General features: G+C 68.1%; 17 protein-coding genes and 4 pseudogenes. 14 read left to right on the plus strand and 7 right to left on the minus strand.

Translation table 11 applies throughout. The features are described 5' to 3' along the window. The first annotated feature begins 111 nt into the window (after positions 1 to 111). The 9 genes and pseudogenes from AB0D93_RS40090 to AB0D93_RS40130 all read left to right on the plus strand — a co-directional run. On the plus strand, positions 112 to 363 hold the full coding sequence (locus tag AB0D93_RS40090) for a hypothetical protein (RefSeq protein ID WP_362131244.1): 252 nt from the start codon (positions 112 to 114) through the stop codon (positions 361 to 363). Then, positions 360 to 842, plus strand: coding sequence for a hypothetical protein (locus AB0D93_RS40095; RefSeq protein WP_362131247.1), 483 nt, complete (start codon positions 360 to 362; stop codon positions 840 to 842). Before AB0D93_RS40090 ends, AB0D93_RS40095 begins: the two co-directional genes overlap by 4 nt. A gap of 13 nt (positions 843 to 855) precedes the next feature. After that, positions 856 to 1083, plus strand: a pseudogene (locus AB0D93_RS40100) (transposase); the annotation flags it as partial. Between the two features lie 341 nt (positions 1084 to 1424). After that, complete coding sequence (locus AB0D93_RS40105) at positions 1425 to 1979, plus strand: hypothetical protein (RefSeq protein WP_362131250.1); 555 nt, start codon at positions 1425 to 1427, stop codon at positions 1977 to 1979. Positions 1980 to 2189: 210 nt separating this feature from the next. After that, positions 2190 to 2333: a tRNA-dependent cyclodipeptide synthase gene (locus tag AB0D93_RS40110; RefSeq protein ID WP_362131253.1), complete on the plus strand. Its 144-nt coding sequence runs from the start codon at positions 2190 to 2192 to the stop codon at positions 2331 to 2333. Further along, positions 2330 to 3541, plus strand: a complete 1212-nt coding sequence (locus tag AB0D93_RS40115) for a cytochrome P450 (protein WP_362131256.1) — start codon at positions 2330 to 2332, stop codon at positions 3539 to 3541. Before AB0D93_RS40110 ends, AB0D93_RS40115 begins: the two co-directional genes overlap by 4 nt. 253 nt (positions 3542 to 3794) lie before the next feature. After that, on the plus strand, positions 3795 to 4535 hold the full coding sequence (locus AB0D93_RS40120; RefSeq protein ID WP_362131259.1) for an ATP-binding cassette domain-containing protein: 741 nt from the start codon (positions 3795 to 3797) through the stop codon (positions 4533 to 4535). After that, a complete protein-coding gene (locus AB0D93_RS40125) occupies positions 4507 to 6591 on the plus strand; it encodes a YhgE/Pip domain-containing protein (RefSeq protein ID WP_362131262.1) in 2085 nt (694 codons plus the stop codon). Before AB0D93_RS40120 ends, AB0D93_RS40125 begins: the two co-directional genes overlap by 29 nt. Positions 6592 to 6824: 233 nt before the next feature. Next, positions 6825 to 7022, plus strand: a pseudogene (locus tag AB0D93_RS40130) (helicase associated domain-containing protein); the annotation flags it as partial. A gap of 939 nt (positions 7023 to 7961) precedes the next feature. Here the strand turns inward: AB0D93_RS40130 and AB0D93_RS40135 are convergent. Together AB0D93_RS40135 and AB0D93_RS40140 are read right to left on the minus strand one after the other, a co-directional pair. Then, positions 7962 to 8159 carry a hypothetical protein gene (locus tag AB0D93_RS40135; protein WP_362131265.1) on the minus strand — a complete coding sequence of 66 codons (198 nt, stop codon included), beginning with the start codon at positions 8157 to 8159 and terminating at the stop codon, positions 7962 to 7964. Positions 8160 to 8367: 208 nt separating this feature from the next. Further along, positions 8368 to 9741 (minus strand): YncE family protein, encoded by a 1374-nt coding sequence (locus AB0D93_RS40140; protein ID WP_362131268.1) that lies wholly within the window; start codon positions 9739 to 9741, stop codon positions 8368 to 8370. A 2186-nt stretch (positions 9742 to 11927) separates the two neighbouring features. On the opposite strand from AB0D93_RS40140, the gene AB0D93_RS40145 reads away from it, so the two are divergent. The 3 genes and pseudogenes from AB0D93_RS40145 to AB0D93_RS40155 all read left to right on the plus strand — a co-directional run. Further along, positions 11928 to 12458 carry a peptidoglycan recognition family protein gene (locus tag AB0D93_RS40145; RefSeq protein ID WP_362131271.1) on the plus strand — a complete coding sequence of 177 codons (531 nt, stop codon included), beginning with the start codon at positions 11928 to 11930 and terminating at the stop codon, positions 12456 to 12458. A gap of 534 nt (positions 12459 to 12992) precedes the next feature. Further along, positions 12993 to 14138 (plus strand): hypothetical protein, encoded by a 1146-nt coding sequence (locus tag AB0D93_RS40150; RefSeq protein ID WP_362131274.1) that lies wholly within the window; start codon positions 12993 to 12995, stop codon positions 14136 to 14138. Positions 14139 to 14184: 46 nt separating this feature from the next. Further along, positions 14185 to 14805 (plus strand): annotated as a pseudogene (locus AB0D93_RS40155) (transposase); the annotation flags it as partial. A gap of 78 nt (positions 14806 to 14883) precedes the next feature. Here AB0D93_RS40155 and AB0D93_RS40160 read toward each other — a convergent pair. The 3 genes from AB0D93_RS40160 to AB0D93_RS40170 form a co-directional block, all read right to left on the minus strand. After that, positions 14884 to 15792: a hypothetical protein gene (locus AB0D93_RS40160; protein WP_362131277.1), complete on the minus strand. Its 909-nt coding sequence runs from the start codon at positions 15790 to 15792 to the stop codon at positions 14884 to 14886. Positions 15793 to 16145: 353 nt separating this feature from the next. Then, positions 16146 to 16970 carry a DUF4232 domain-containing protein gene (locus AB0D93_RS40165; RefSeq protein WP_362131280.1) on the minus strand — a complete coding sequence of 275 codons (825 nt, stop codon included), beginning with the start codon at positions 16968 to 16970 and terminating at the stop codon, positions 16146 to 16148. Between the two features lie 201 nt (positions 16971 to 17171). Then, complete coding sequence (locus tag AB0D93_RS40170; RefSeq protein ID WP_362131283.1) at positions 17172 to 17513, minus strand: hypothetical protein; 342 nt, start codon at positions 17511 to 17513, stop codon at positions 17172 to 17174. Between the two features lie 234 nt (positions 17514 to 17747). Between AB0D93_RS40170 and AB0D93_RS40175 the strand changes: the two genes are divergently transcribed. Further along, a complete protein-coding gene (locus AB0D93_RS40175) occupies positions 17748 to 18362 on the plus strand; it encodes a superoxide dismutase family protein (protein WP_362131286.1) in 615 nt (204 codons plus the stop codon). Between the two features lie 313 nt (positions 18363 to 18675). On the opposite strand, the gene AB0D93_RS40180 is transcribed toward AB0D93_RS40175, so the two are convergent. Continuing rightward, positions 18676 to 19908 (minus strand): serine hydrolase domain-containing protein, encoded by a 1233-nt coding sequence (locus tag AB0D93_RS40180; RefSeq protein ID WP_362131289.1) that lies wholly within the window; start codon positions 19906 to 19908, stop codon positions 18676 to 18678. A 279-nt stretch (positions 19909 to 20187) separates the two neighbouring features. On the opposite strand from AB0D93_RS40180, the pseudogene AB0D93_RS40185 reads away from it, so the two are divergent. Continuing rightward, a pseudogene (locus AB0D93_RS40185) lies at positions 20188 to 21395 on the plus strand (IS3 family transposase). Between the two features lie 1490 nt (positions 21396 to 22885). Here the strand turns inward: AB0D93_RS40185 and AB0D93_RS40190 are convergent. After that, the coding region (locus AB0D93_RS40190) for a transposase (RefSeq protein WP_362131292.1) at positions 22886 to 23920 on the minus strand (1035 nt) is incomplete at its 5' end.

Genomic DNA, 23920 nt, shown 5'->3' on the forward strand with positions numbered 1-23920 from the left:
TGCCCAGCAGCGCGCTCTGGTCTCCGCACGGACCGCCTGACCCGACCGCCACGAAGGGACCGGCCACTTATGACCACCGCCATCCATCGGGCACCACGGGACAGTCCCCCCATGCCCAACCCCAAAGCCCTCCGCGCAGCCATCGCCCAGCACGCACCGAAACTCCTTGTCGACTTCGACCGACGCTGGCGCCGGGACATCACCGACGCCTACGCCCTGGCCAGAAACCCCCAACTTGAGGCAAGAGTTCACGGCCTGGAGGACCAAGCGGCCGAAGAACCCGACTTCGCCCGCGCCAAAGTCATGATCGAAGAAGCTGGACAGCTCCGCCGCGAAGCGGCAAAGGCGGAACCAGGCCAGTGACAGACGACTTCATGGGTCCACCCTGGCAAGCCGACTGGACCCAGGAAGCCACGGGCAACTACAACGCCCTGCCGCCCCAGGCCCGCGCCATGGTCGAGGCCGCCCGCGCCGAACTCGTCATCGCCAAGGACCCGTGGGTCGATCCCAGCGATGCGGCAGGCGAACAGCGCCAGGCCCTCACCGCTGGTGTCCGCGATGACTGGCCGGACCAGGGCGGGGAGGCCGTCCAGGCGCTCGGGTCCGGCCGCGGCGGCCACGGCAGGGGCGGTCTCCGCCAGCCAGGTGCAAAACTGTTTGGCGGCTTCACGGTAGGGGACTTGCGCCAGGACACGGTGCTCGCCAGAAGGGCAGACGCCGACGGCGGCAGTGAGCAAGCAGGAACCGGGCGCGTTCTGACTGCCCGTCCAGGACACGCGCAGCACACCACAGGGTTTGCACGCGCGGGAGCCGCGGGCATCGCGGTGGGTCGGGCGCAATGATCGGCAGGCTACGTGGCTGGAGCTGTCCCTGACCGCCCTCGACCTGCTCGCCTGGACACGCATCCTGCTGCTGGAAGGCGAACTGGCAGCCGCCGAGCCGAAGAAGCTCCGCTACCGGCTGCTGCACGCCGCTGCCCGTATCAGCCGCGGAGGGCGCCGCATGCACCTGCGGATCGCCGCGACCTGGCCCTGGCGAAACGAGCTGACCAGCGCATTCGCCCGCCTAGCGGCGCTGCCACGGCGAGGAACCCTGGAGAACCCGACCCGCGCGTCGGGCCTCGACCATGCCCGCCCGACTGCCACAACCAGAACCCCCCAGCACGGCCATCACCCCAGCTCAGCCCACCGAAGTGAAACGGGGGGGGCTAGGAGGTGGTCCAGCACGGCGGTCGGTGACGGTGGCCGGTTGCGCGGTCGATCGCCTCGGACAGCGTCAACGTGTAGCAGCGGGCGCCGAACGGGGCGCCCGGATCGTCCTCGATTCTCGGTGCCGGTGGGCGCGGTGGGTCAGGTCCGGGCGTGCACGGTCGGATCACCGCGCCGCCACGCCGCCGGGACCTCGCTCGGTGCCGCCGTCAGACCGTGCCGTTGTACGGACTGAGGACTAGGCTGCGCTCGCGTCGCGGCACTCAGATGGGCAAGGCGTTCCCAGAGGTGGTGGCGGGTACGGCGCAGCTGCCGGATCAGACGGCACTGGACGGCGAGCTGATCGTGTGGGACTGGGAGGCCGGCCGACTCTCCTTCGAGCAGCTGCAGAACCGACTGCACCGCCGCGGAGCCGCAGCCGACCGGTGGCCGGCACAGTTCGTGGCGTTCGATCTGCTGCGCATGTCCGAAACCGACACCACCGCCCTGGCCCTACATGCGGCGACGGGCCGCGATCGAGGAGCTGTTCCTTACACGCGCGCTGTCGGCGCCGTGGGTACTGTGCCCGTCGACCACCGACCCGCCACCGTCCGCGAATGGCTCACCTGGGGATCAGTCCGCATCGAAGGCGTCGTCTTCAAAAGGCTCAACGACCCCTACCGCCCCACGAACAGAGGCTGGCGCAAGTACAAGACGCGAGAGACTACCGAGGCCATCGTCGACACCATCATCGACCGCCACGAGACCCACCACCAGACACACACCGACTGAGAGACCCGGTCCCCCCGAAAGAACGACTCAAACGACCGATGCCCTTGGGCGGTACCTCGCAAGGAGACCTGTGGCGAGAGCGCGCCGCAGTCCGAGGTCGCGTCCTGACGATCCCGGGCACTCGAACAGTGGCGGCCGGGCGGCCCGGGTGTAACAAATCTTTACACAGAGTCCTTGTCCGGGCTCATCGCTGATCTTCCTGCCACTCTCGTGCCCAGCCCCGCTGCACTCAACTGCTACCACCAGCTGCTGGCGATGGGCGAACTCCTGTATTCCCGCGGTGCCGCGCGCGCCTCCCGCAACCAGGGCCACGCCGTCGTCACCCCCGCCACCCTAGAAGGAGCCGCGGCATGACCACCGGCCCCAGCGTTCGCGCCGACCACCCGCCCCTGCTCGACTTCCCCTTCTCCTGGGACGGCACCCGCGTACCCGCCGAGGTGGAGGAGCTGCGCGCCACCACCCCCGTACGGCGGGTGCGGACCATCGCCGGCGACGAGGCCTGGCTGGTGTCGTCGTACGAGCTGTGCCACCAGGTCCTCAAGGACGACCGCTTCTCCCTCAAGGCCACCTCCGCGCCCGGGGTGCCGCGGCAGTACGCGCCCACCATCCCGCCCGAGGTCGCAAACAACATGGGCAACATCACCGGCGTCGGACTGCAGCGCGCGATGATGAACGCCCTCAACCCGAAAGCACCCGGCCTGGCGGAGTGGCTGCGCGACGAGGCGCACCGACTGGTCGACACCCTGGTCGCCGCCGGGCCGACGGCCGACCTGCGCACGGCGTTCTGCGAGCCGTACTCGGCGGGGATGCACTGCCTCCTCCTCGGCATCCCGCAGGGCGAGGCCCCGGCCTTCCTGCGCAGCCTCGACATCGCCTTCATGAACTCCGCGTGCCCGATCACCGGCGCCCGGATCAACTGGCACCGGGACATCGCCCGGATGACGGCCCTGCTCGACGACCCGTCCACGCACGGTCTGATGGGCGAACTCGCCGCCCTGCGCCACGACCCCGACTACGCGCACCTATCCAACGAGATGCTGGCCACCATCGGCGTCACCCTGTTCGGCGCCGGAGTCAACGCCACCTCGAGCTTCCTCACCATGGCCCTGGTGTACCTGCTCACCCACCCCCACGCCCGGGACCTCCTGCGGGACCATCCCGACCTGATCGGGCCGGGCGTGGAGGAACTGCTGCGCGTCAACCTCTCCAACGGCGACGCGCTGCCCCGCCTCGCCCTGGAGGACACGCGGCTCGGCGACGTCGAGGTAAAGCAGGGCGAACTCGTCCTGGTCCTCATCGAGGGCGCCAACCTCGACCCGGCGAAGTTCCCCGACCCGCACCGCTTCGACCTGCACCGCGACAACACCACCGACCACCTCTCCTTCAGCGGCGGAGCCCACTACTGCCCCGCAACCGGACTCGGCCGCACCCACGCCCGCATCGCCCTGGAGGTCCTCCTCAAGCGGCTGCCCGACCTCACGCTCGCCGTACCGTCCGAACAGCTCGTCTGGCGCACCGGCTTCAAGACGCGCATCCCCGAACGGCTGCCAGTGACTTGGTAACCCGCGAGGCCCTGCCCTCCGAACGGTGCTCCCCGACCCGGCACCCCGCCGGGGACGCCGACGGCGGAGCCGGCCGTCAGCGCCGGCCGGCGTGCGACCCCCGGGTCAGGCCCACGGGGTTGCCGGCCGGCAGCAGTCCCGCGCCCTCGACCGCATGGGCCAGGGACTCCAGCAGAGCGGCGAGGCGCTTGCGCTTTTGCTCGGCTCACAGACGTATTGACCAGTCAGTCCAAATTTGACAGGCAGGGGGCTCGTGGACGGCGTGGACGTCACGGCCGAAGGCCTCGGGCTCAAAGGGCCACGGGGGTGGGCCTTTCGCGGCATCACCCTCGACGCGCAGCCCGGATCACTGATCGCGATCGAGGGACCGTCCGGCTCCGGCCGCACGTGTCTGCTGCTCGCACTCACGGGACGGATGAAGCCCACCGAGGGAGTGGCCGCCGTCGGCGGGTTCAAACTCCCCCGGCACATGGCGGCGTTGCGCCGTGTGTCGGCGGTGGCCAACGTGGCCGGGGTGACCGACCTCGACCCGGCCCTGACCGTGGGCGAGCACCTGCGCGAACGGGCCCTGTTGCAGCGCAGGTTCGGCGACTCGCTGCGCGAGGTGCTGTGGCCCTGCGCCCAGCGCGGGCACGAAGCGCGGCTGCGGATCGACGCGGCCCTGGCCGCCGCCGGGCTCGATCCGGAGACGCTGCCCAAGGGCTCCCGGACGGCCGTGCGCGACCTGGAGCGGCTCCAGGAGCTGCGCCTGTCCGTCGCCCTCGCCCTGGTGGGCCGGCCCCGGCTGCTCGGTGTGGACGACATCGAGACGAAGCTCTCGGACGCCGAACGCGCCGAGGTCTGGGACCTGTTGCGGTCCCTCACGCGCGCGGGGACGACGGTCGCGGTCGTGTGCCGCACCGCTCCCGAGGGCTGCGTCACCGTCTCGACCGGGCGGGACATCGAAGCGAAGGAGGGGACCGGCAATGCGCTCACTGAGGCTGGCCACGCTTGAGCTGACGCGTTTCGGACGGGGGAAGCTGCCCCGCGCCGCCCTGGTCGCGCTGCTCGTGCTGCCCCTGCTCTACGGCGCCCTGTACCTGTGGTCGTTCTGGGACCCCTACGGCCGCCTGGACCGCATCCCGGTGGCCCTGGTCAACGACGACAAGGGCGCCACGGCGGGCGGCAGGAAGATCACCGCGGGCGACGACATCGTCGGCGGGCTGCGCGACAGCCGGACCTTCGAGTGGCACGAGGTCGACGCCGACAAGGCCAGCGAGGGAGTCGAGGACGGCACCTACTACCTGTCGCTGACCATGCCGGCCGACTTCAGCAGCCGGATCGCGTCCAGTTCCGGCGACTCCCCCGAGACCGGCGCCCTCCAGGTGCGCACCAACGACGCGAACAACTACATCGTCGGCCAGATCTCCCGCAGCGTCTTCAGCGAGGTGCGCAGGGCCGCGTCCACGAAGACCTCCCGGGGTTTCCTGGACAAGATCTTCGTGTCCTTCTCCGACATCCACGACAAGACCATCACGGCCGCCCAGGGCGCCGACAAGCTGAACTCCGGGATCCGAAAGGCGGAGAAGGGCTCCAAGGACCTCGCCGACGGCCTGAAGGACGCCAAGGGCGGCAGCGGCAAGCTGGCCACGGGCCTGCGGAAACTGGACAAGGGCTCCGGGGACCTCCAGACGGGTACCCGGCTGGTCGCCGACGGCACCCAGCGGCTCGCCGACAAGGTCAACCCCGTCTACGCCAAGGCCGGCCCGTTCCTGAAGACCAACGAGAAGACCATCGGGGACACCGCCAGGCTGGTCGCCGACTCGGCCAGGACGGTCAAGGACAACCTCGACCACCTCGTGAAGCTCGCACCGGGCACCGCGAAGGCCGCCCACGCCTCCTCGGCCGTCCTGGACGAGATCTACGCGGCACGCTGCGAGACCGCCACCCTCCCCGACCCGGCCTGCCCGGAACTGAAGCGGGCCAAGACCGCCGCCGCCGACGTGGCCGACGTCGCCGACGACCTGAACACGCTCATCGCCGACCAGGACGGCGACCTGAAGACGATGCGGGACAACCTCGGCACGCTCCAGAAGCAGGGGCAGGCCCTGAAGGCCCGCGCACCGCATCTGTACGAGGACGTCGACGACGCCGTCAAGAAGATCAACAAGCTGAACACCGGCGCGCACCAGGTCGCCACCGGGGCCGAGAAGCTGCACACCGGGATCGGCACCGCGCACACCGGCGCGGTCGCCCTGGACAAGGGCATCGGCACCGCCGAGTCGGGTGCCCAGACGCTGAACGGCGGCCTGTACAAGCTGTCCGACGGATCGGGGAAGCTGGCCGGCGGGCTGCACGACGGCGCGAAGAGGATCCCGGACTACGGCAAGAAGGACCGCGACCGGCGCACGGACGTGATGGCCGACCCGGTCCAGCTAGCCTCCCGGGACCTGCACAAGGCCCCCAACTACGGCACCGGGTTCGCCCCGTACTTCATCCCGCTCTCCCTGTGGGTCGGCACGATGGTGGCCTACATGCTGATCCCGCCGCTCAACCGGCGTGCCCTGGCGGCCGGTTCCTCCTCCTGGCGGATCACGCTCGCCGGCTGGCTGCCGGTGGCCGCGGTCGGCGTGCTCCAGGTGGGCGCCCTGATGGCCGTACTGCACTGGGCGATCGGCCTGCAGATGCTACGCGCGGCCGGCACCATCGGGTTCCTGCTCCTGGTCACCGCCACGTTCGCGGCGATCGCGCAGTGGCTGAACGCCCACTTCGGCGCGGCCGGGCGGATCCTGGTCCTCGCCCTGCTGATGCTCCAGCTGACCTCGGCGGGCGGCACCTACCCCGTGCAGACCAGTCCGGGCTTCTTCAACGCGATCCACCCCTACCTGCCGATGAGCTACATCGTGGAGGCGCTGCGCCGGCTGATCACGGGCGGCCGGCTCGGTCCGGTCTGGCAGGCGTGCGGCGTACTCGTCGTGTTCACCGCGGGAGCGCTGGCGCTGACCGCCCTCGCGGCCCGGCGCCACCAGGTGTGGACGCTGGACCGGCTGCACCCGGAGCTGAGCCTGTGATCCCCGAGGCGACTGCGCTCGGAGTCTCCCCGCCACCCCGCATCTTCGAAGCCGCCCCACCCGCATGACCAGAGCGGGGCGCGGCGGTGCACCCGAACCGGGCCCGGGTGTCGATCATCAGACCCGTGGAGGTCGCAGCCCGGCGCCGGGCCTGCTCCGGGATGCGCGGCTGCCAGCGAGCACGGACGGCTCGAGGTGCTGGGCGAGATCGGCGCGGGGCCGACGGATCCGGCGAACGCGAAGGCCACCTTCGCGTACCGAGGCGGCACGTCGAGACCATCGCCGTGGGCGAGGACGACGGCGAGGCCCAAGCGCAGCGGGAAGTCAGGCTGGGGGCGTGGATCGGCAACCAACGCTCCCGCGCCGCCACCCTGACACCCGAACACATCGAGCAGCTGTACGAGATCGGCATGCGATGGACCTGCCTGTGAGCAGAACCAGCAGCTTCGGCTCTGCTGCCCCGTACGCGCTGCATGCCTGGAGCGTTAGGTTGCGTACCAAGCGCATACGCATGACCTTGCGGCACTGAGGTGACCCCACCGCCCCCAACGCGAAAACCCGCCAGCGAGCCGAAGTCCCCAAGGCCACGCGGGCCGCACCCCTGATCGGAACACCCCACCCCCAGCCAGCCGGTCACCAGCCCACCACTGCTGCCAGGGCCGGACAGCAAAAGACCCGCACTCAGCGGTGGGAGAGCGCGCGCGTCGAGTCTTTCGTCTGCCAAGCGGCCGGCTTCGGCGTGCCTGCGCTTGCCTCCGCCCTTCCGCATGGCAGGACAGGTGGGAAGGGCGTCATTGCAAACATGCCCGCAACGCCAGAGAATCGGGCATAATGCCGCATAACCGCCCAGGTACTACGAACGCGAAGGGCATCTTCGCCTCCCCAGACGGGCACGTCGAGACCATAGCCGTGGGCGAGGACTGACGGCGAGGCCCAAGCGCAGCGGGAAGTCAGGCTGGGGGCGTGGATCGGAAACCAGCACAGCAAGGCCGCGACACGTGAGCAGGGCCGCCTCCCGTACTGGCCCGGGCGTGCTGCACCGCACGTGCCGACGCGCTGGAGCGTTCGTTTTGCGTACCAAGCGTGTACGAAATGACCTTCGAGGTGTGGCACTTCCCGATAGCGGCCAGCTGCGCGCGATCCGTTCCAGTGCCGTGGGCAACCTTTCGATCCGACCTGACGTTCGGCGCGGACTTGCCACCACCTGGAGCACGAAAGGAACGGGCGGATCCCACCAGCCTCCGGCTCGGGGTGAGAGCTGCGCTGGGCGTAGGTCCCGACAGCGGACGGACGCAGCCTGAGCTACCCAACGATCGAACGGGAGTTGATGCCGGGCGGGCACCAGTCCCGCCGGAGCGCTGGCTAGCCGATCAATGCCGAGTCGGGAACCCTCCGCCCGGATCGAACGGGCCGACCTCTACCTCACCGGCGTGTTCGGCCCGCTCGCCGCCGTTTCCCGCCAGGTCGTACGCCGGCAGCGGGCGGTCCGCCCGGAAGTGACTCACCAGCTCCGGATCACCCGGGATGAGCGCGCCCCCGGCCTTCAGCCGGCGCAGGTGCTTCAGCACCCGTCGCTTCGCCCATCAGGCACTCGGCGGCCAGCGTCTCGGCCGCGGCGGTGCAGCCGTGCATCTCACCGTTCAAGTCCGTTCGCCACCCGGATCAACGCCAGTAGCTCACCGCCCTTCAGGCAGTGCTTGATACCGACCTCGCCCACGGGCATGCGGCCGATCTCCTGCCCGGAGCGGTCCGGGCACTGCGCCGCCGCGGCCGGGATCACGAGTGGCCCTGCGGCTCCCGTCGTTCCTTGCGCCTGCCCGGGCAGACGGTTTTGGTGACGGCCGCGTAGGTGGCGTCGCCGCCGAACGTGGCGGTGAAGCAGGTCCGGTCGCCCCCGGCCCGGTCCTCGTGTCCGCCGCGGACCGTGCACGTGCTGCGGCCCCGCCCGTCGGTGGACTTGATGCACAGGGCCTTCGAACCGGTGCTGAACACGACGTCCCGGTCCTCCAAGGATTCGCCGTTCTCGGTCAGCCGGGCCTTCAGCGTGAAGCTTGGTCTACGGGTGTCCGACGAGTCCTTTCCCTTCGCGCCACCCTTCTGCCTCTCCACCTGCAGCGTCATTCGGGTCGGAGCGTCGCCGATGGTCGTCGTCGTGCCGATCGCGACCCCCAGCGGGTCGTCGAACCCCTCGATGGTGTGAGTGACGGTGTTGCTAGCAGTGTCGATCACCGACACGGTGTTGTCCTGGGAGTTGGTCACGTAGACCTGGGAGCCATCGGGGGTGACTGCCGCTCCCTTGGGTTCCTCCCCGACCGGGACGGTGGCGATGACGGAGGGCGGGTTGGTGGTGGTGTCGATCACCGACACGCTCCTCGCGCCGAAGTTAACGACGTAGGCGCGGCGGCCGTCCGGACTCACCGCCACGTCCACGGGGCTCGTGAGGGAACCGATGGTCACGGTGGCAACGACGGTGTTGCTGGCGGTGTCGATCACCGACACCGTGCCGTCCACGAAGTTGGTGACGTAGGCTCGCCCGCCGTCGGGGCTGATCGCCACTCCCTGTGGGAACACACCGACCGGGATGGTGGTGGTGAGGCTGGGCGGGTTCTGCCTGAGGTCGACCACCGCGACATTGCCGCTGACGAGGCTTTCGTCGATGGCGATATAGGCGTGGTCGCCATCCGGGGTGACCGCCACCTCCTGAGGATGGTGGCCGACAACGACAGTGGCGCCCACCGACAGTGTGGGGACGTCTACCACCGACATGCCGTTCGAATTGCTGTTGGTGACGTAGGCGAGTTCGCCGTCCAGGCTGGTCGCCACCGAGATGGGACCCTCTCCGTCACCGATGTCGACAGAGGCGACGCCGCCGGGAACGGCCAACGACATAGTGTCCGCCAGCACGTTAGCGACGTAAACCCGAGTGCCGTGCTCGCTCGTCGTGTTCACCGCCACGCCGTTAGGGGCCGCGTTGGGATCACCGAGGTCGATGGTGGCGACGATGGAGGGCTGGCTGGCTTCGGTGTCGACCACCGACACAGTGCCGTTCAAGCCGTTGGTGACGTAGGCGAAGGTACCGCTCTGCCCGAGGAGGGGTGGCCTGGGCGGTGGCGTGGCGGCGGCGGCCGGGGCGACCGCGGCGGCCAGCACCGCCAGCCCCGCCGCCCACATCCGTACCGTCGCCCGCCGCGGTCGCCCCGGCCGCCGCGCCCGCCCGCATTCCGGCGTACCCGGTTCTGCTCTACCCGTCATCAGACCTCCAGCCGTGCGCGACACCGACGGGCGAGCCCGCGCGCTGACTTTCGGGTGGTGACCGACGCCCGTCAGGACCCGGTCGAGACCGCCGCGGTCCTCGGCATCGCCGCGGCCGACGGTAGGCGCCGCGAATCCGCGACGGACACCCGACGCCCACGGACAAGGCCCATACGGGCGAGTCGGACAACCCGTACAGCTCGCACACCAGACGCCATCGGCATGTAAGCGACGGTGTCCTCGTGCGGCGGGGCCATCCACAGCCGCAGGTTTCCACGGGGCCACGACGCACTCTCGGCGGCCCGAAGACCGAAGCCCGGTAGTCGGGCGCGGCGTCGGCTCGGCGGCCGGGACGGCGGGCAGGTGCTCGGCGGCGGCCTGCGCGCGGCGCCAGGGCCGTCCCTTGCGAGGCTTGTGTGCTGTCCTCTGGGGTGTCGGCTGTTCACTTAGAAGCCGTTGTCGTACCGATCAGGGTGGATATCGGTTCGACTGGGGCGACCCGATGTGGTGATCTCGGGCTGCGACGCGCATCAAGGCAGGGCCTCCTGCTCTGGGGCGGCGGATGGCACGGCTTGGGGAGTATCTTGCACAGCCGGCCCGTCCGCCCCGTCATCGCCAGCCCCGCCGACTCCATCCGCTCGGCAACGGTCACACCGGTCCGGTCCACGGCCGCCGCGCCCGTGGACTCCCGTACCTGCGTCGGCAGACCTTCGCCCTCGCTACCGTGCTCGCCTCAAGGCCTCGGCCGGCCCGCCGCGATCTGCTGCTCTCCGTCGGCCGGCGGCCGCGGCCGGCCGACTTGTACGCCGAGGTCGAGCAGGTGCGCGGCGACAGCTTCCGTGCGGGCTGGCTCATCACCGAGCTGATCCGCGCGCTGGGACTCGCCGCGTTCCAGGGGTACGGCCTCACCAGCACCCCCGGCCCCGGCAACACGCCGTACTCGTCCCCCTGGTCGAAGGCTGGAAGGTCCAGGTCGACGACGAGGGCCCCACCGAGCACGCGCCGGAGGACCACGGCAGCCGCAGGGGGCAGCGGAGAGTGGACGGCCCGCCTGTACGACCCGGATAGCGAAGCGATCGAGGTGGTGCGCCACCCCTCCCCCGAGACGGCTGATGGCTGCCTCACCGACAGCGCGCCGTGCGTCCGCCAACTGTCGCAGTGGTGCGCCGAAAACCAGGCCAAGGACCTTGCCCTGCACCGCGTACACGCCGTCGCTGCCCGGCCTCAGCACCACCTACGACCTGGACACCGTCATCAACTGGTGCGTCGGTATGTACCGAGTTCAGTGTGTCGCATGCGGTCTGGTGGGCTACAGCATGGTTCTGTTCCGAGCCATCAGCGATCAACTGCATGGCGCTGGTCCCCGCTTCGGTACATGGCACCTGCGCCGGTGTGAGCCTGACCGGGTGGTGTCGTGGTACGCCACGGATCCCGTGCTGGCCGGCCTTCCGAGTCTTCGGGAATTCGCGGGTAGGAGCGGAACTCGCACGGGGCAGGAATTCTTGATCAATTCCGACGGCCGCGTCGTTCCCGAGGTGAATTCGTGCTTCGCATCGTTGCGGATGCGGAATCGGTCGGCGGGTACCCGGGAGAAGTACGGGTACGCGTTGTGCGCAACGGATCGCTCCGGCCGTTGGGAAGTACCGCCTGTCGACGCGCTGACCAGGCGCCCGCTCCGACCTACTCGGCCGGATTCTCCGCGGCCTGCCCGGACGGCCTTCTTCACGGCCATCTCCAGCTCGTACCGACTATCCCACGCTTCGGTGTGAGCGGTGACGGCTTGTCAGCCCCGCAACACTGGAACGCGCGCATCACAAATCCGGGGCAGCTGCTTCCCGCGCCTGCGCACGAGCAAGGAGAAGTTACCCTGGCGCGCGATTTCATGCCGTTTTACTGATCGTGCCCTAGGTACCGTATGACGACCACCTTGCCTGTCATGCCAACAGGAGTGACGATCATTGATGAACCGCAGACGTCTCTTGGGTGCTACATGGGCGATTGGCGGATCAATCGGGGGCTGCTCCACGGTTTCTCGAAGGCGTCCAGACGAACGCCCCCCTGCCCCCCATAACGCGGACCCCCTGTTGGGCCCGCCACACCGGCCGCCCACCCGTTCAAAGAGCGTCGATTACCCGTCCGCCGTATGGCTGCCGGCGGCCTCGTCAGATTACAAGCCGTCCTCTCGCCCCGGCACGTATCCCATCGATTTCATCATCATCCACCTCACCACGGACAGCTATGACACCATGGTCAAGATTTTCCAGGACCCCAGTTCACTGGTGTCTGCGCACTACTTGATCCGCGCCTCAGACGGCCGTGTCACCCAGTGTGTGCGCGAAAAAGACATCGCTTGGCACGCGGGGAACTGGGACTACAACACACGAAGCATCGGCATCGAACATGAAGGCTGGCTGCAGCAGCCTTCCTACTCGGAGGCAATGTACCGGGCCTCCGCTGCCCTAACCGCGCACCTATGCGCGAAATACGATATCCCGGCAAACCGGACTCGCGTCCTCGGTCACAGTGAAGTTCCTTCGGCAACTCATCCTGACCCTGGCCCGAATTGGGACTGGGACAAGTACATGAAGCTTGTCGGATCTAGGGGGAATGATTGAAGGCTCCCCTCCCTGAAGGGAGGGGAGCCTTCAAGTACAGCTCAACGAGCAGCAGGGACAGAAGGTACTCGTCCGGATCGATGGCGATTGGGCCATGGCTGCCCGCAGTGCCTTGTGCACCCGGCCAAGGCAGCAGCCTGCCCCGGTGCACGGTGGCGTGCGGTGCGCATGGCAAGCACACGGCCACACGGTGCCGCTCGCGCCTGCGGGACGGCGTTGCCGGCGCGTTCGCGGCGGAGCCTCTCCAGCAAGCTCGGACCGGCCTTGATCCTGTCGACGTCGACGACTCTGCCGCGTTCGTTGACAGCCCGACGGAAGCGGTCTTCGGCGAGCACGCGGCACGGTGTGGGACAGGCCGCTGATCCTCCCCGGGCTGCGTCATTGCAGCAAAGTGTAAAGAACTCTTACACATTGTCACTTGTTCGCCACAGACCCTGCTGTCACCCTCCCCTCATCCCCCGACGGCAGCCGCTTCCCGCGTCGCTTCGGACGCTGACGGCCGACCGCCCTACAGGCGAATGGAGGGGATCGCACATGCTCAAGTATCTGCGGTGGACGCGGTTCAGGCGAACCTTGGCGGCAGTGATGGCGCTGACGACTGCCGGTACGGGAATGGTGCTGGGAGCGACATCGGCGACGGCGGACGATCTGGTGACCAGCTACAAGGTCATCAATGACTGCCTCAATGGCTACCAATTCAACTGCACGTCGAAAGTCTCCTCTGTGGGTCTCGCGTACCTCGGCCGCTACGAAGTGGTCAGCGTTAATGATCCCTTCTACTACAACTGCACCCAGAGCGATAGCCAACGACGGTTCGACTACATGCAGATGATCGGGGAGGAGAACTCCATCGGTGTCGAGGTTGGCGGGGAGATCACCCCGGGCGGCTTCCTCGGCGAAGTGATCGCCGGCATCAAGCTCCATATGAGCACCACCTACCAGCATGCATGGCAGATCCAAAACACGACGGGCGACGCCACTACGGTCACTGTCAAGAGTGGCTCTGTCGGCTGGCTTGAGCGCGCTCAACTCGTGCAGGACGTAACGACCACCTACACCATCACGTACCCCCAACCGATCAACGGCCAGAGCACGTACACCGCCACCGACACGTGGAAAGTGCCCGTCGTGGACGGCACGGACGGCAAATACAGCGCGCTCGTCGGCAGGACCAGGGTGATGAGCGCCTGGGAGCAACAAAACATCTGCCATTGGAACGTCCCGCTCCCGCCCCCACCCAACAATTACCCGCCCACGCCCGTGATCCCCGTCGCGCCGAAGGCCTTCGGTGCCCGCACCCTCCCGCCGGGCTGGTGGACGGAGGGAACCTTGACCCGCCTGGTCATGCAGTACGACGGGAACCTGGTGCTGTACCGCAAGCGTGACGGCGTCGCCCTGTGGTCCACCCACACCGAGGGACACGGCGGCGCGTACGCCGTGATGCAGACGGACGGCAACCTCGTCGTCTACACGGCCTCCGGCAAATACCCCATCTACCCCTGGGGAGTAAGCCCCTACGAGACCCCCACCAGGGCCCTGTGGTCCATCCACACCGAGAACAACCCCGGCGCCTGGGCGATAATGCAAAACGACGGCAACTTCGTCGTCTACAGCAGCTACGGAGGTCCCGGCAAGGGCGGAGCCCTGTGGGCCACCGGCACCAACAACACGGCGAAGTGACCACCCGGCGCATTTGACTCCGCCCGATCGCGGGCGGAGTCACCCGCGCAAGGCCGGCCGCCGCAAGCTCGTCGAGGTGATACGGCCGAAGGCCCCGCGCATGGCCCAGCGGCTCGTCGACGACGTCTTCGACGCCCTCGACGAACAGACCGTCATCGTCCCGGGCACCAACACCTTGGACGTGATCGTGCCGTCGCTGGCCAAGTCGCTGGCCGCCGTCCATGAACAACGCCGGGCACTGGAGGCCCAGATCGAAGCCCTGTTGGAGGCCCACCCTCTTGCCGAGGTCCTGACGTCGATGCCGGGCCTCGGCGTCAGGACCGCAACAGTCCTTCTGACCACCGTCGGCGACGGCAGCTCGTTTCCGAGCGCCGCCCACCTGGCCTCCTACGCCGGCCTTGCACCGGCCACCAAATCGTCGGGGACCTCGATCCACGGCGAACATGCTCCGCGAGGCGGGAACCGCCAGCTCAAACGCGCGACGTTCCTGTCCGCGTTCGCCGCCCTGCACGACCCCGCCTCCCGCGGCTACTACGACCGCTGCCGAGCCCGGGGCAAAACCCACACCCAGGCCCTCCTCCGCCTCGCCCGCCACCGCATCAGCGTCCTGTTCGCCATGCTCCGCGACGGAACTTTCTACGAACCCCGAACCCCACAGATCGCTTGACGAAGGACATAGAGGCACCCCCGGCCGCACACGGGGCTGCCCAGGAAACTTGACAGGCCGTTGAGCCACGATTCAACGTCAGGGGCGATATGCCGCCAGGCCTGTTACCGAGGTGGCCTTCGCCGGGTGGCCGGTGCCCTCGGCCGGCAGGGTCACCGTGCCCGCCGGGGTGCGTGCTGCGAGTGTCTTGCCGTCCGGGGACCAGGCCGGCTCGGTGTAGTCGGTGGTGGCGTGCGGGGTGAGGTCCCTGATCTTGTTGCCATGCTCGAGGTCCTCGACCATGAGGTGGTCATGACCAGCCACGGAGCGGACGAAGACGACCTTCTCCTCATTCGGTGCCAGCGCCGGCTGGGAGCCCTTGGTCAGCTTGCCGCCCTGCTGGCGCAGGTAGTCATCCCGGATGTACACCTCTCCCGTGCTGGTGTTGGCGTAGACCGAGGTGCCGTGATAGCCGGCCGCGTTCGGCCAGACGTTGCCGGTCTGCGGCAGCTGCCCGTTCGGCTCGGGCTCCCCGTTCAGAGGGAGCCGCTTGGGTGTGCCGTGGACGGCTTTGGCAGAGACGTACTCCAGCCGGTCAACGCCCTTGTAGCGGGCGGCGAAGATGAGGTTGTCCTTGGCCGGGACACCGTTGCGGCTGTCCTTCGCGGTCACCTGCCAGGTCGGATGCGACCAGTTCTGGCCCCCGGGGTTCTTGGCGACCACGACGCGCCCCCTGCCGTTGGGGCCCGCGATGTCCAGGTTGCCGGAGCCGTCGATGAAAGCGGCCCTCGCGCCGTCCGGGGACCAGGCCAAGTCCCTGACCGGCACGCCGAAGTTGACTTCGTGCCCGCCGATCAGCACGTACTGGGAGCCGTTGCTCACGGTAAGGGAGCTGTGCGAGGCGCCGGCGGTGGTCGCAGATGCGCCACCAGATGCGCCCAGCAACGCCGTGCCGGCGACGGCTGCTGCCACCGCGATGGCGGCCACCGTGGTGCGGGATACGGGCATGATGGAAAACCTCCTATTTGTACAAGCGTGGACGGCTAACCCGCTCTGTTGCACGAGACATGGCCTCGTCAAGCTCTGATCTTGAAACACCCCGTCCGGCTCGCACGCCTTGGCATGGCAGGGCGCCACGAAAAGCGTGGCTCTCATCCGGCCTCAGCGGGATCCGAGCAGGACACACTGCCTGGACGATGCTGTGCTCTTCCCCGTCGCAAAGCTACGTTCCCGAACCAGCGTTGCAGTCCTGATAGGTGCCAATACGGGACCGGGTGTCGTGCGGGACTTGCTGTGGAAACGATTCACCACCGCTGTTTGCCTGGCTGACGACGCCGGCGGGTGCAGGCGCAGGTGACGGGCTATTTGACGGTGATGGTGGTGACAGCGGTGGTCGGCACGTCGGGACACTGGGCGTCGACCCGGTAGGTGCCGGCAGCGACCTTGGCGATCTTTGGGAAGCCCTGCAAAGTGGGGCGGTCAGCGGAGGGAACCAGCTGGGCGGAGCCGCCGACGAATGCCTTTGACGTGGTCAGTCCCTCAGCACCGGAACCGCAGCCGGAGACCACGACATCCGCCGTTTCCCCGGGGCGCAGCGGGCCCGCGACCGGTCCGTGGTTGGTGGACTTGTAGACGGAGACCTTCAGCGGGTTCGTCGGCTTGGCGGGCTTCTGGGGGGCCAGGGCTGTGACGTGCAGGGCGCCGGCGTCGATGGCCCCGGGGGCGAAGGGGATGGTCAGGTGGGTGCGCTCGTTGGGCGGGGTGACCTGAAGATAGGCCGGGGTGCGCGATGCGCGGCCCTGCGGAGCGTTCCAGGCCAGGCCGGCCGTGGCCGCCTGCCCGGGCTTGAGCGTCACAGTGTGGCGGCCGGGATCACGCTGGAAATATGTAGCCCCCCACACCACCTTGATCCGCTGCGTCTTGTGCTTGGCGTTCTCAAGGCCCACGCCGGGATAGCCGGTCACCGTACACGTACGGTGCGAGGAATTGGCCAGGACAAGCGTCTTGCCGAAGTTGCCCGCACCCGCCTGGGACCCGTGCAACGAAGCGGTCAGGTCGGCGGTACGACAGGCCGACACCGCAGCCGCGACAACGGTGCCGGCCGAAGCGCTGCCCGCCACAGCTGTGCCCATCAGCACAGCCGCCACCGCTCCCGCAGCCGCAATGGCACGCTTCCGTGTAGTCATCCAGATCGTCCTTCCACGTATCGGTTCGGGCAGGCGTCTCACGTACCCCAGCCCACCGGATGTCAATGAAGGAGCAAACCCACAAGGTGCGCTCCGCTCCCACCCTCCATGAGAGACAACCGGGACCACCGGTTCCACCTACAAGGACCAGTTTCAAGACAAACGCCACAAGCCCACGAGCGTTGCCCCAAGGCCGGGTAGTTAGCGTTTTTGCAGCTCACGCAAAGGGCGCCGTTTCCTGTGTGACCGCCGCGTAGCGTCCCGTCGGACCCTCTTGATCAATCCTTTCTCGGTCCAGCGGGCGAGTTGTCGGTAGGTGGCGACGAGGGTGACGTCGCCGAGGAGCTCGGCGATCTCCCGTGAGCGCCAGAGCCATTCGGGTTCTGCCGTGCTCCACGGCGTGGTGCTGTGGCGCATCGTTACCAGTTCGGCCGGTTCGGCGTCGGAGAGTTCGGTCAGTGCCGCCTCGCCATGGCTCAGTACGGCGATTGCGAGCCCCTTCTTCTGCTTGAGCATCTGCGCGATCCCGTCCTCGACAGCCACTGCCGCGATCATCGCGACCTGCGGCGCCGCGCGGTCGCCGCCCTACATCACCTGGACAGCGCATCCAGGATGGCGGGCGGGCTCGGGCGGAGGGAGTGTGGAAACGCCCCTGGGATGTCGTGCCCGGGAGCTCATGCGGCCCCCAACCCGCCCGGTCCTCCCTGATGGGTTCTCATCGGCGAGGAGCAGGTGCCCGCCTGGTCATGGGCCGCGGTGCAACTGAGGAGAACAGAGATGCGTCATTCTGTTGCGGCTCTTACGGGGGCGATGGTGATGACCGGCGGTTTGGTCGCCTGCTCCTCCGGCTCGTCGGTTTCCGGGGCAGGGACACCAACGGCCACGGCGAGTTCCGGTATCAGCGCCGCGCTGCTGGCCTCGGCCACGTTCGCCGCTCCGGCCGCCTCCGGTAAGCAGCCCGCAGGGGTCACCTATAACACCGGCCTCGTGCCGACCGGGGCGAAGGTCACCATCAAGTCCGAGGCCAAGGGCGGGGGGAGGGAGATCAGCCTCACCGTGTCGGGGCTGCGCCCCAACCGCAGGTACGGTTCCCACGTGCACACCAAGGCGTGCGGGGCGCAGCCCGCCGACGCCGGTCCGCACTACCAGGACAAGAAGGACCCGGTGCAGCCCTCGGTCGACCCCGCGTACGCCAACAAGAACAACGAGGTCTGGCTGGACTTCATCACCAATGCCAAGGGCGAGGCCACCATGACCTCGCATGTGAAGTGGGCCTTCCGCGAGGGCCAGGCGAACTCAGTGGTGATCCACGTGGATCACACCAGCACCCATGCCGGCATGGCCGGCATGGCCGGCGAGCGTCTCGCCTGCCTCACCGCCCGCTTCTCGTAGGCGATCCCACGCCCCGGCAAGTGCTGGACGCGTCTGCGGGCCGGGGCCGGCGGCCAGACACCGCACTGGCGAAGGACGGTGGCAAGTCCGGGATAGGCCCCATAAATTGAGCCCGCTCCGGGGTCTTCTTTGCGGCGGTGAGCCGCTTGGACAACTCGGCCGAGGTGACGACCGACGGCCGCACTGGATTCCGACGCACCGACGGAGTCACCGGCAGCGGGCGCTCGCATGCGGTGAAGGCGGGCACACCGGTCTCGCAGAGACCGAACCTGACGCATACGCATGCGCCGTACCGGACCGGTGGAGACGGGATTCAACCTTTCGGCAGGCTGTAGACGTGTCCGGGCGAGATGATCTTTGTGATCGCTTCGCCCAGCAGGGTGCTGGGCAGCTGGCCCTTGGGCTTGACGTCGGTGTTGAGGAGCACGACCAGCGTCGTCTTCGTCGACGGCAGGTAGAGGGTCAACGACTGGTAGCCCGGCAGGGAGCCGTTGTGGCCGATCCACCCCTGCACGTCGAACACGCCCAGGCCGTATCCCACGTCGTCGACAATGCGCGACATGTTCAACCGCTGCTTTTGCGTGGCGGCATCGACCATCGGCTTGCCGTCGGGGAGTCGGCCCGTGGCGACCATGGGTGCCCAGGTGTGCATATCCTTCAGCGTGGAGATCATCGCGCCGGCGGCCCAGGCCCAGGACGGGTTCCAGTCGGTCGCATTGGCTTCCTTGCCGTCGATCGTGTTTTTGGTGTAGCCCTGCGCGTGTGGAGTGGGGAAGGCACTGTTGGTGGGAAGGACGGTCTGCGTCAGCCCGGCTGGGGCGAGAATGTGTTCCTTGATGTAGTTGCTGAGGCTCTGGCCGGTCTCCTTCTCCACCAGCAGTCCGAGCAGGACGGTGTTCGTGTTGGAGTAGGAGAATTTCTGTCCGGGCGGGAACAGCACCGGGTGCTTGAAGGAGTAGGCGAGCAACTGTTGCGGCGTGAAGTGGCGCTGCGGGTTCGAGGCCGCCTTGCCGAAGGCCGGATCCTCGTCGTAGTTGAACAGCCCGCTTCGCATGTCGGCGAGTTGGCGCAAGGTGATCTTGTTGCCGTTGGGGACACCGGCGATGTACTTGCCGATCGGGTCGTCCAATCGGACCTTCTTGTCATCCACCAGCTGCAGCAGCGCGGTGACGGTGAACGGTTTGGTCTCGCTACCGATGCGCATGTACAGGTTCGGCGTCATCTTCTGGGCGGTGCGCTTGTCGGCGACGCCGAAGGAGCGGACGTAACTGGGCTGTCCCGGCGTCCAGACGCCGACGGTGGCGCCGGGCACGTTCGCCCCTCTCATCGCCTTCTGGACGGCGGCGTCCAGTTGCCGCGCCACGTCGGGGGTGAGGTTGCGGACGGCCAGATTCGTAGGGGTCGGGCTGGGTGAGCCGACGGCCGGGGTGGCGGGCGCAGAGGCAGGTACAGCCCACGCCGGACCCGGGGCGAGGGGTGCCATCAGCGTCCCCGCACTGACGGCACCCGCGATCCCTCGACGCAGGCGAGCGGACAGATGGGACATAGGGTGACCAAATGAAACGGTGAGTAATAGGCATTCCATCGATCGAGCAGGGCTTCATCCTAAAAGCGTTCACCCGTTTGCGCCCCTCGACGAATGGTCGGTAGCCCTTCTGGGATTCCGTCGGCGTGAACGTTCCCGGGGGCTACACCTGGCGGGAAAGGTGTTGGAGCCTCCCCCTGAGTGGTGGACACGCTGATACTGGATCTGCTTGATCCGGAGGAAGTGAGAAGACCGCCGATGGCGATGTAGGACTACTCGGACGAGTTCAAGGCCGATGCTGTGGCCTTGTACGAGTCCACTCCCGGGGCGACGTACAAGAGCATCGCCGCTGACCTGGGCATCAACCGGGCCACTCTGCGGGAGTGGGTACTGCGGGACCGTGAACGCCGTGGTGCTGGCCCTGTCGGCCGGCCCGGGGCCAGGAAGGCTCCGGCTGGTTCCGGGCAGACGGCGCCGGCTGCCGATCCCGACGAGCGGATCCGGCAGCTGGAGGCCCGGGTCGCCGAGCTGGAGGCGAGTGAGCGCAAGCTTGCGACCGAGCGGGACATACTCCGCAAGGCGGCCAAGTATTTCGCGGGAGAGACCAACTGGTGAGGAGCCGCTTCCAGTTCGTCGAGGACCACCGGGACGCCTTCGGCGTGAAGCGGCTCTGCCAGGTCCTGGGCGTGAACCGCTCCGGCTACTACAAGTGGCTGGCCGGCAGGCAGGCGAGGGCGGCGAGGCACCGGGACGATCAGCTCCTGGCCGAGCGGATCCGCCAGGTCCACGCGGATTCCGGTGGCGCCTACGGATCCCCGCGGGTGACCGCCGAACTCCGCGACGCCGGAGTGCTGGTCAACGAAAAGAGGGTCGCCCGCGTCATGCGCGAGACGCGATCACCGGGATCCGCCTGCGCAGACGGGTCCGCACCACCGCCGTGGACCCGGCATCACCGTTGGTGCCAGACCTGTTCCGGCGGGACGTCACCGCCCCTGAGCCCAATCTGAAATACATGGGCGACATCACGTATCTTCCGCTTGCCGGAGGGGAGTTCCTCTATCTGGCGACCGTGCTGGACTGCTTCAGCCGCAAGGTCGTCGGCTGGTCCATCGCCGACCACATGCGCACCAGCCTGGTGCAGGACACCCTGCGGATGGCGGCCGCGACCCGCGGCGGCCTGGACGGGGCGCTGTTCCACTCCGACCACGGGGCCCAATACGGCTCCAGGTCCTTCGCCGACCTCTGCGACCAGCTCAAAGTGACCAGGTCGATGGGCAGGGTCGGCACGAGTGCGGACAACGCGGCCTGCGAGAGCTTTCCCCGCGTCCCTGAAACGCGAGACCCTGCAGGGCGCCCACGACTACGGCGACGCCACCACCTGCAGAAGGACGGTCTTCGCCTGGCTGACCCGCTACAACACTCGCCGCCGGCACTCCGCCAACGGTCACCTCAGCCCCAACGAATACGAACGCCGACACCACACCGCTAAGCTCACGCTCGCCGCGTGAGTGAAGGCCCACCATCCGCTTCGAACCCATCACAGCCTGACCGACTGACTCACCCACGAGTCATTTTCGTGTCCGTCCCCGTCCTATGCGGCGAGTGTTCAGTTTCGTAGGCCCGTGGTGGTCATGGTGGCGTGATCGGGTGGTGGGACTTGCCGTGTTCGGCCAGGCCCGCCCCGGGCTGGCGCGGGCCGAGGCGCTGCCCCGCGCCGGTCTTGGCCGCTGTGAAGAAGGATTCGGGCCGTCGGCCGCGCAGCGCCTAATCGAGCGGGCCCAGTTCGGTCCGGGCGGCAGACTTCGCAGGCGCGGAAGAAGGCCGTGTCGGCGAGGGCCTTGCGAGTGTCGTCGGCTGAGGGGACAGGTGCCGCTTTGCGGGCATGGTGCAGTGGTCGAGGTGGACGGCTGCGTCCAGCGGATGGTTCTGCGCAGATAGATCCCGGCGGTCCCGTCCTCCGCAAGCCGCTGCTCCAGGCGCTCAGCTTCTGCTCAACGTGTAGCCGGTCGCCTGTGCTGCTGGCATGCTGCCGCGTGCCGTGCCGACTGCCGTGCCGCCGCTCGGGTGTTGCCAGCGCCGTCCGCTCGCTTGGAGGGGGCCGCCGTTAGTCCGGCCCCTGCCGTGCCGCGCCGGTGAGCGCCTGCCGGACCGCGTCCCACTGGATGCGGCGGCGGTGCCGCATGTGAGGGGTGGAGACGTGACGAACCCCGGGCGCTACCACCTCCCCTCGCCCTCGCCCTCGCCGTCTGTGGGAGGCCGGTCGCGCATGTCAACGGCCACTTCGTTGTCATGGCGTCATAGGGCACTATCGCTTTGCTTCGTCGACGCACACGGCGTAGACGCTGAACGTCCCTAGCGTCGTGCCGATGTTGTGCACGAGGACCGTCCAACCTGAACTCAAACTCGGGGTTGCTGGCACCGGGATCGTATAGTTCGCTGTGAAAATAGTCGGACCGACTCCTTGAAACCCACCTCCCATGGCTGCCTTCCCCGCAGGACACCGCACCGTGTCGGAGCTGCCCTGACCCGGCTCGAGGTCGTGATACTCGCCGTTGACGATCTCATAGCCTGTGACGCCGCCCCGGTGACCTGAAGGCGCGGAAGCATTCGCGCCCTGGAAGCAGCCGGCGTTCTGTGTGCAGGCCGGAGTGGTTGGTGATTTCCCCAGAAGAGAGGACACCCTGGGGTCGCCCTGTGCGTATGCGCTCCCGGAACCGAGGGCGATCGCAGTCACCGCTACGGCTGCCGACTTGACAAACTGTTGCCCGAGTTTCATCCAGGCACTTCTCCGATGAGTTGCTGAGTCTGGATTCATGCCGGGAAGCCTGCCGCGCGTCATCGAGAAGTCGGAAGAAGGAGGCAACAGGCGCGCGAATCTTCCACCGTTCAGCGGACTCATTCGCTCCCAACCCAAGGAATACACCTCCGACCGTTGAAGGCTCCCCTCCCTGAAGGGAGGGGATTCTCTACCCTCCAGGGTTGAGTGGGGATTTACGGCTCAGGCCGCCACCTGGGCCTGCGGCCCCGGTGGTCTTACGCCCTCGGCACCGTCCGGGTTCCAACCTGCCCGGACCAGCATCACGCGCGCGGTGTTCTTGTCCCTGGGGGACACCACTCCGCACACGGTGCAGGCATACGTTCTCATCGCCAGAGGCAGTGCGTGCTTGGTTCTCGCTCCGCACGTTGCGCAGTCCATCGTGGTGTGCGCGGGATGCACGAGACGGACATCCCGCCCGTGCTTGCGGCCCATCTCGCACAGGGCACGCTTCGTCGCCGCGATGGCGGCATCAGCCGCCTTACGAGCCATGGTCGTCTTCGCCAGGAACTTCGGCCGAAAGTCCTCCACCGCCACCCCGTCATGGCCGCGCATCACCGACTTGGCCCACTTGCGGGCGGTGTCCTCCCGCTGCCGCGCAACCTTCTGGTGCAGCTTCGCTGCCTGCGCCTGCGCCTTGCGGTAGCCGGCGGATGCGGGCTGTCCCTTGGGCCGCCGGCGCCGGGCCATCATCCGCTGATAGCGGGCCAGCCGCTGCGCGGCCCGCTTGCCGTGCTCGGCATGCGGCAGATCGTAGGCGTCGTCGGTGGTGGTGGCGGTCTCCTTCACACCCCAGTCCACTCCCAGCACGCGCCCTGTCGGGGCGAGCGGTTCGGCCTGCGCGGGAACGACGAACGACGCGTACCAATGGCCGAGGCTGTCTTGGTACACGCGCACGCTGGACGGGTCGGCCGGAAGGTCCCGCGACCACACCACGCTCAGCACGATCTGGCCCGCAAGGTGCAGACGGCCGTCCTTGAGGCTAAAACCGCGCCTGGTGTAGTTCAGACTCGGCCGCGCCTTCTGCTTCTTCTTCCAGCGGGGCATCTGGGCCCGCCGGTGCTGCGGCAACCGGTCCTTGATGTCCTTCAGCGCCTTGGCACGGGACCTGGCGAAATCGCGGATCACCTGCTGCTGCGGCACGCTCGCGCCCTCAGCCAGCCACCGCGTCACCCCGCGTGCCTCGGTCAGCATCTTGTCCAACTGCCCCGGACCACA

Origin of the sequence: Streptomyces sp. NPDC048191, assembly GCF_040652655.1 — a bacterium.
GTDB lineage: Bacteria > Actinomycetota > Actinomycetes > Streptomycetales > Streptomycetaceae > Streptomyces.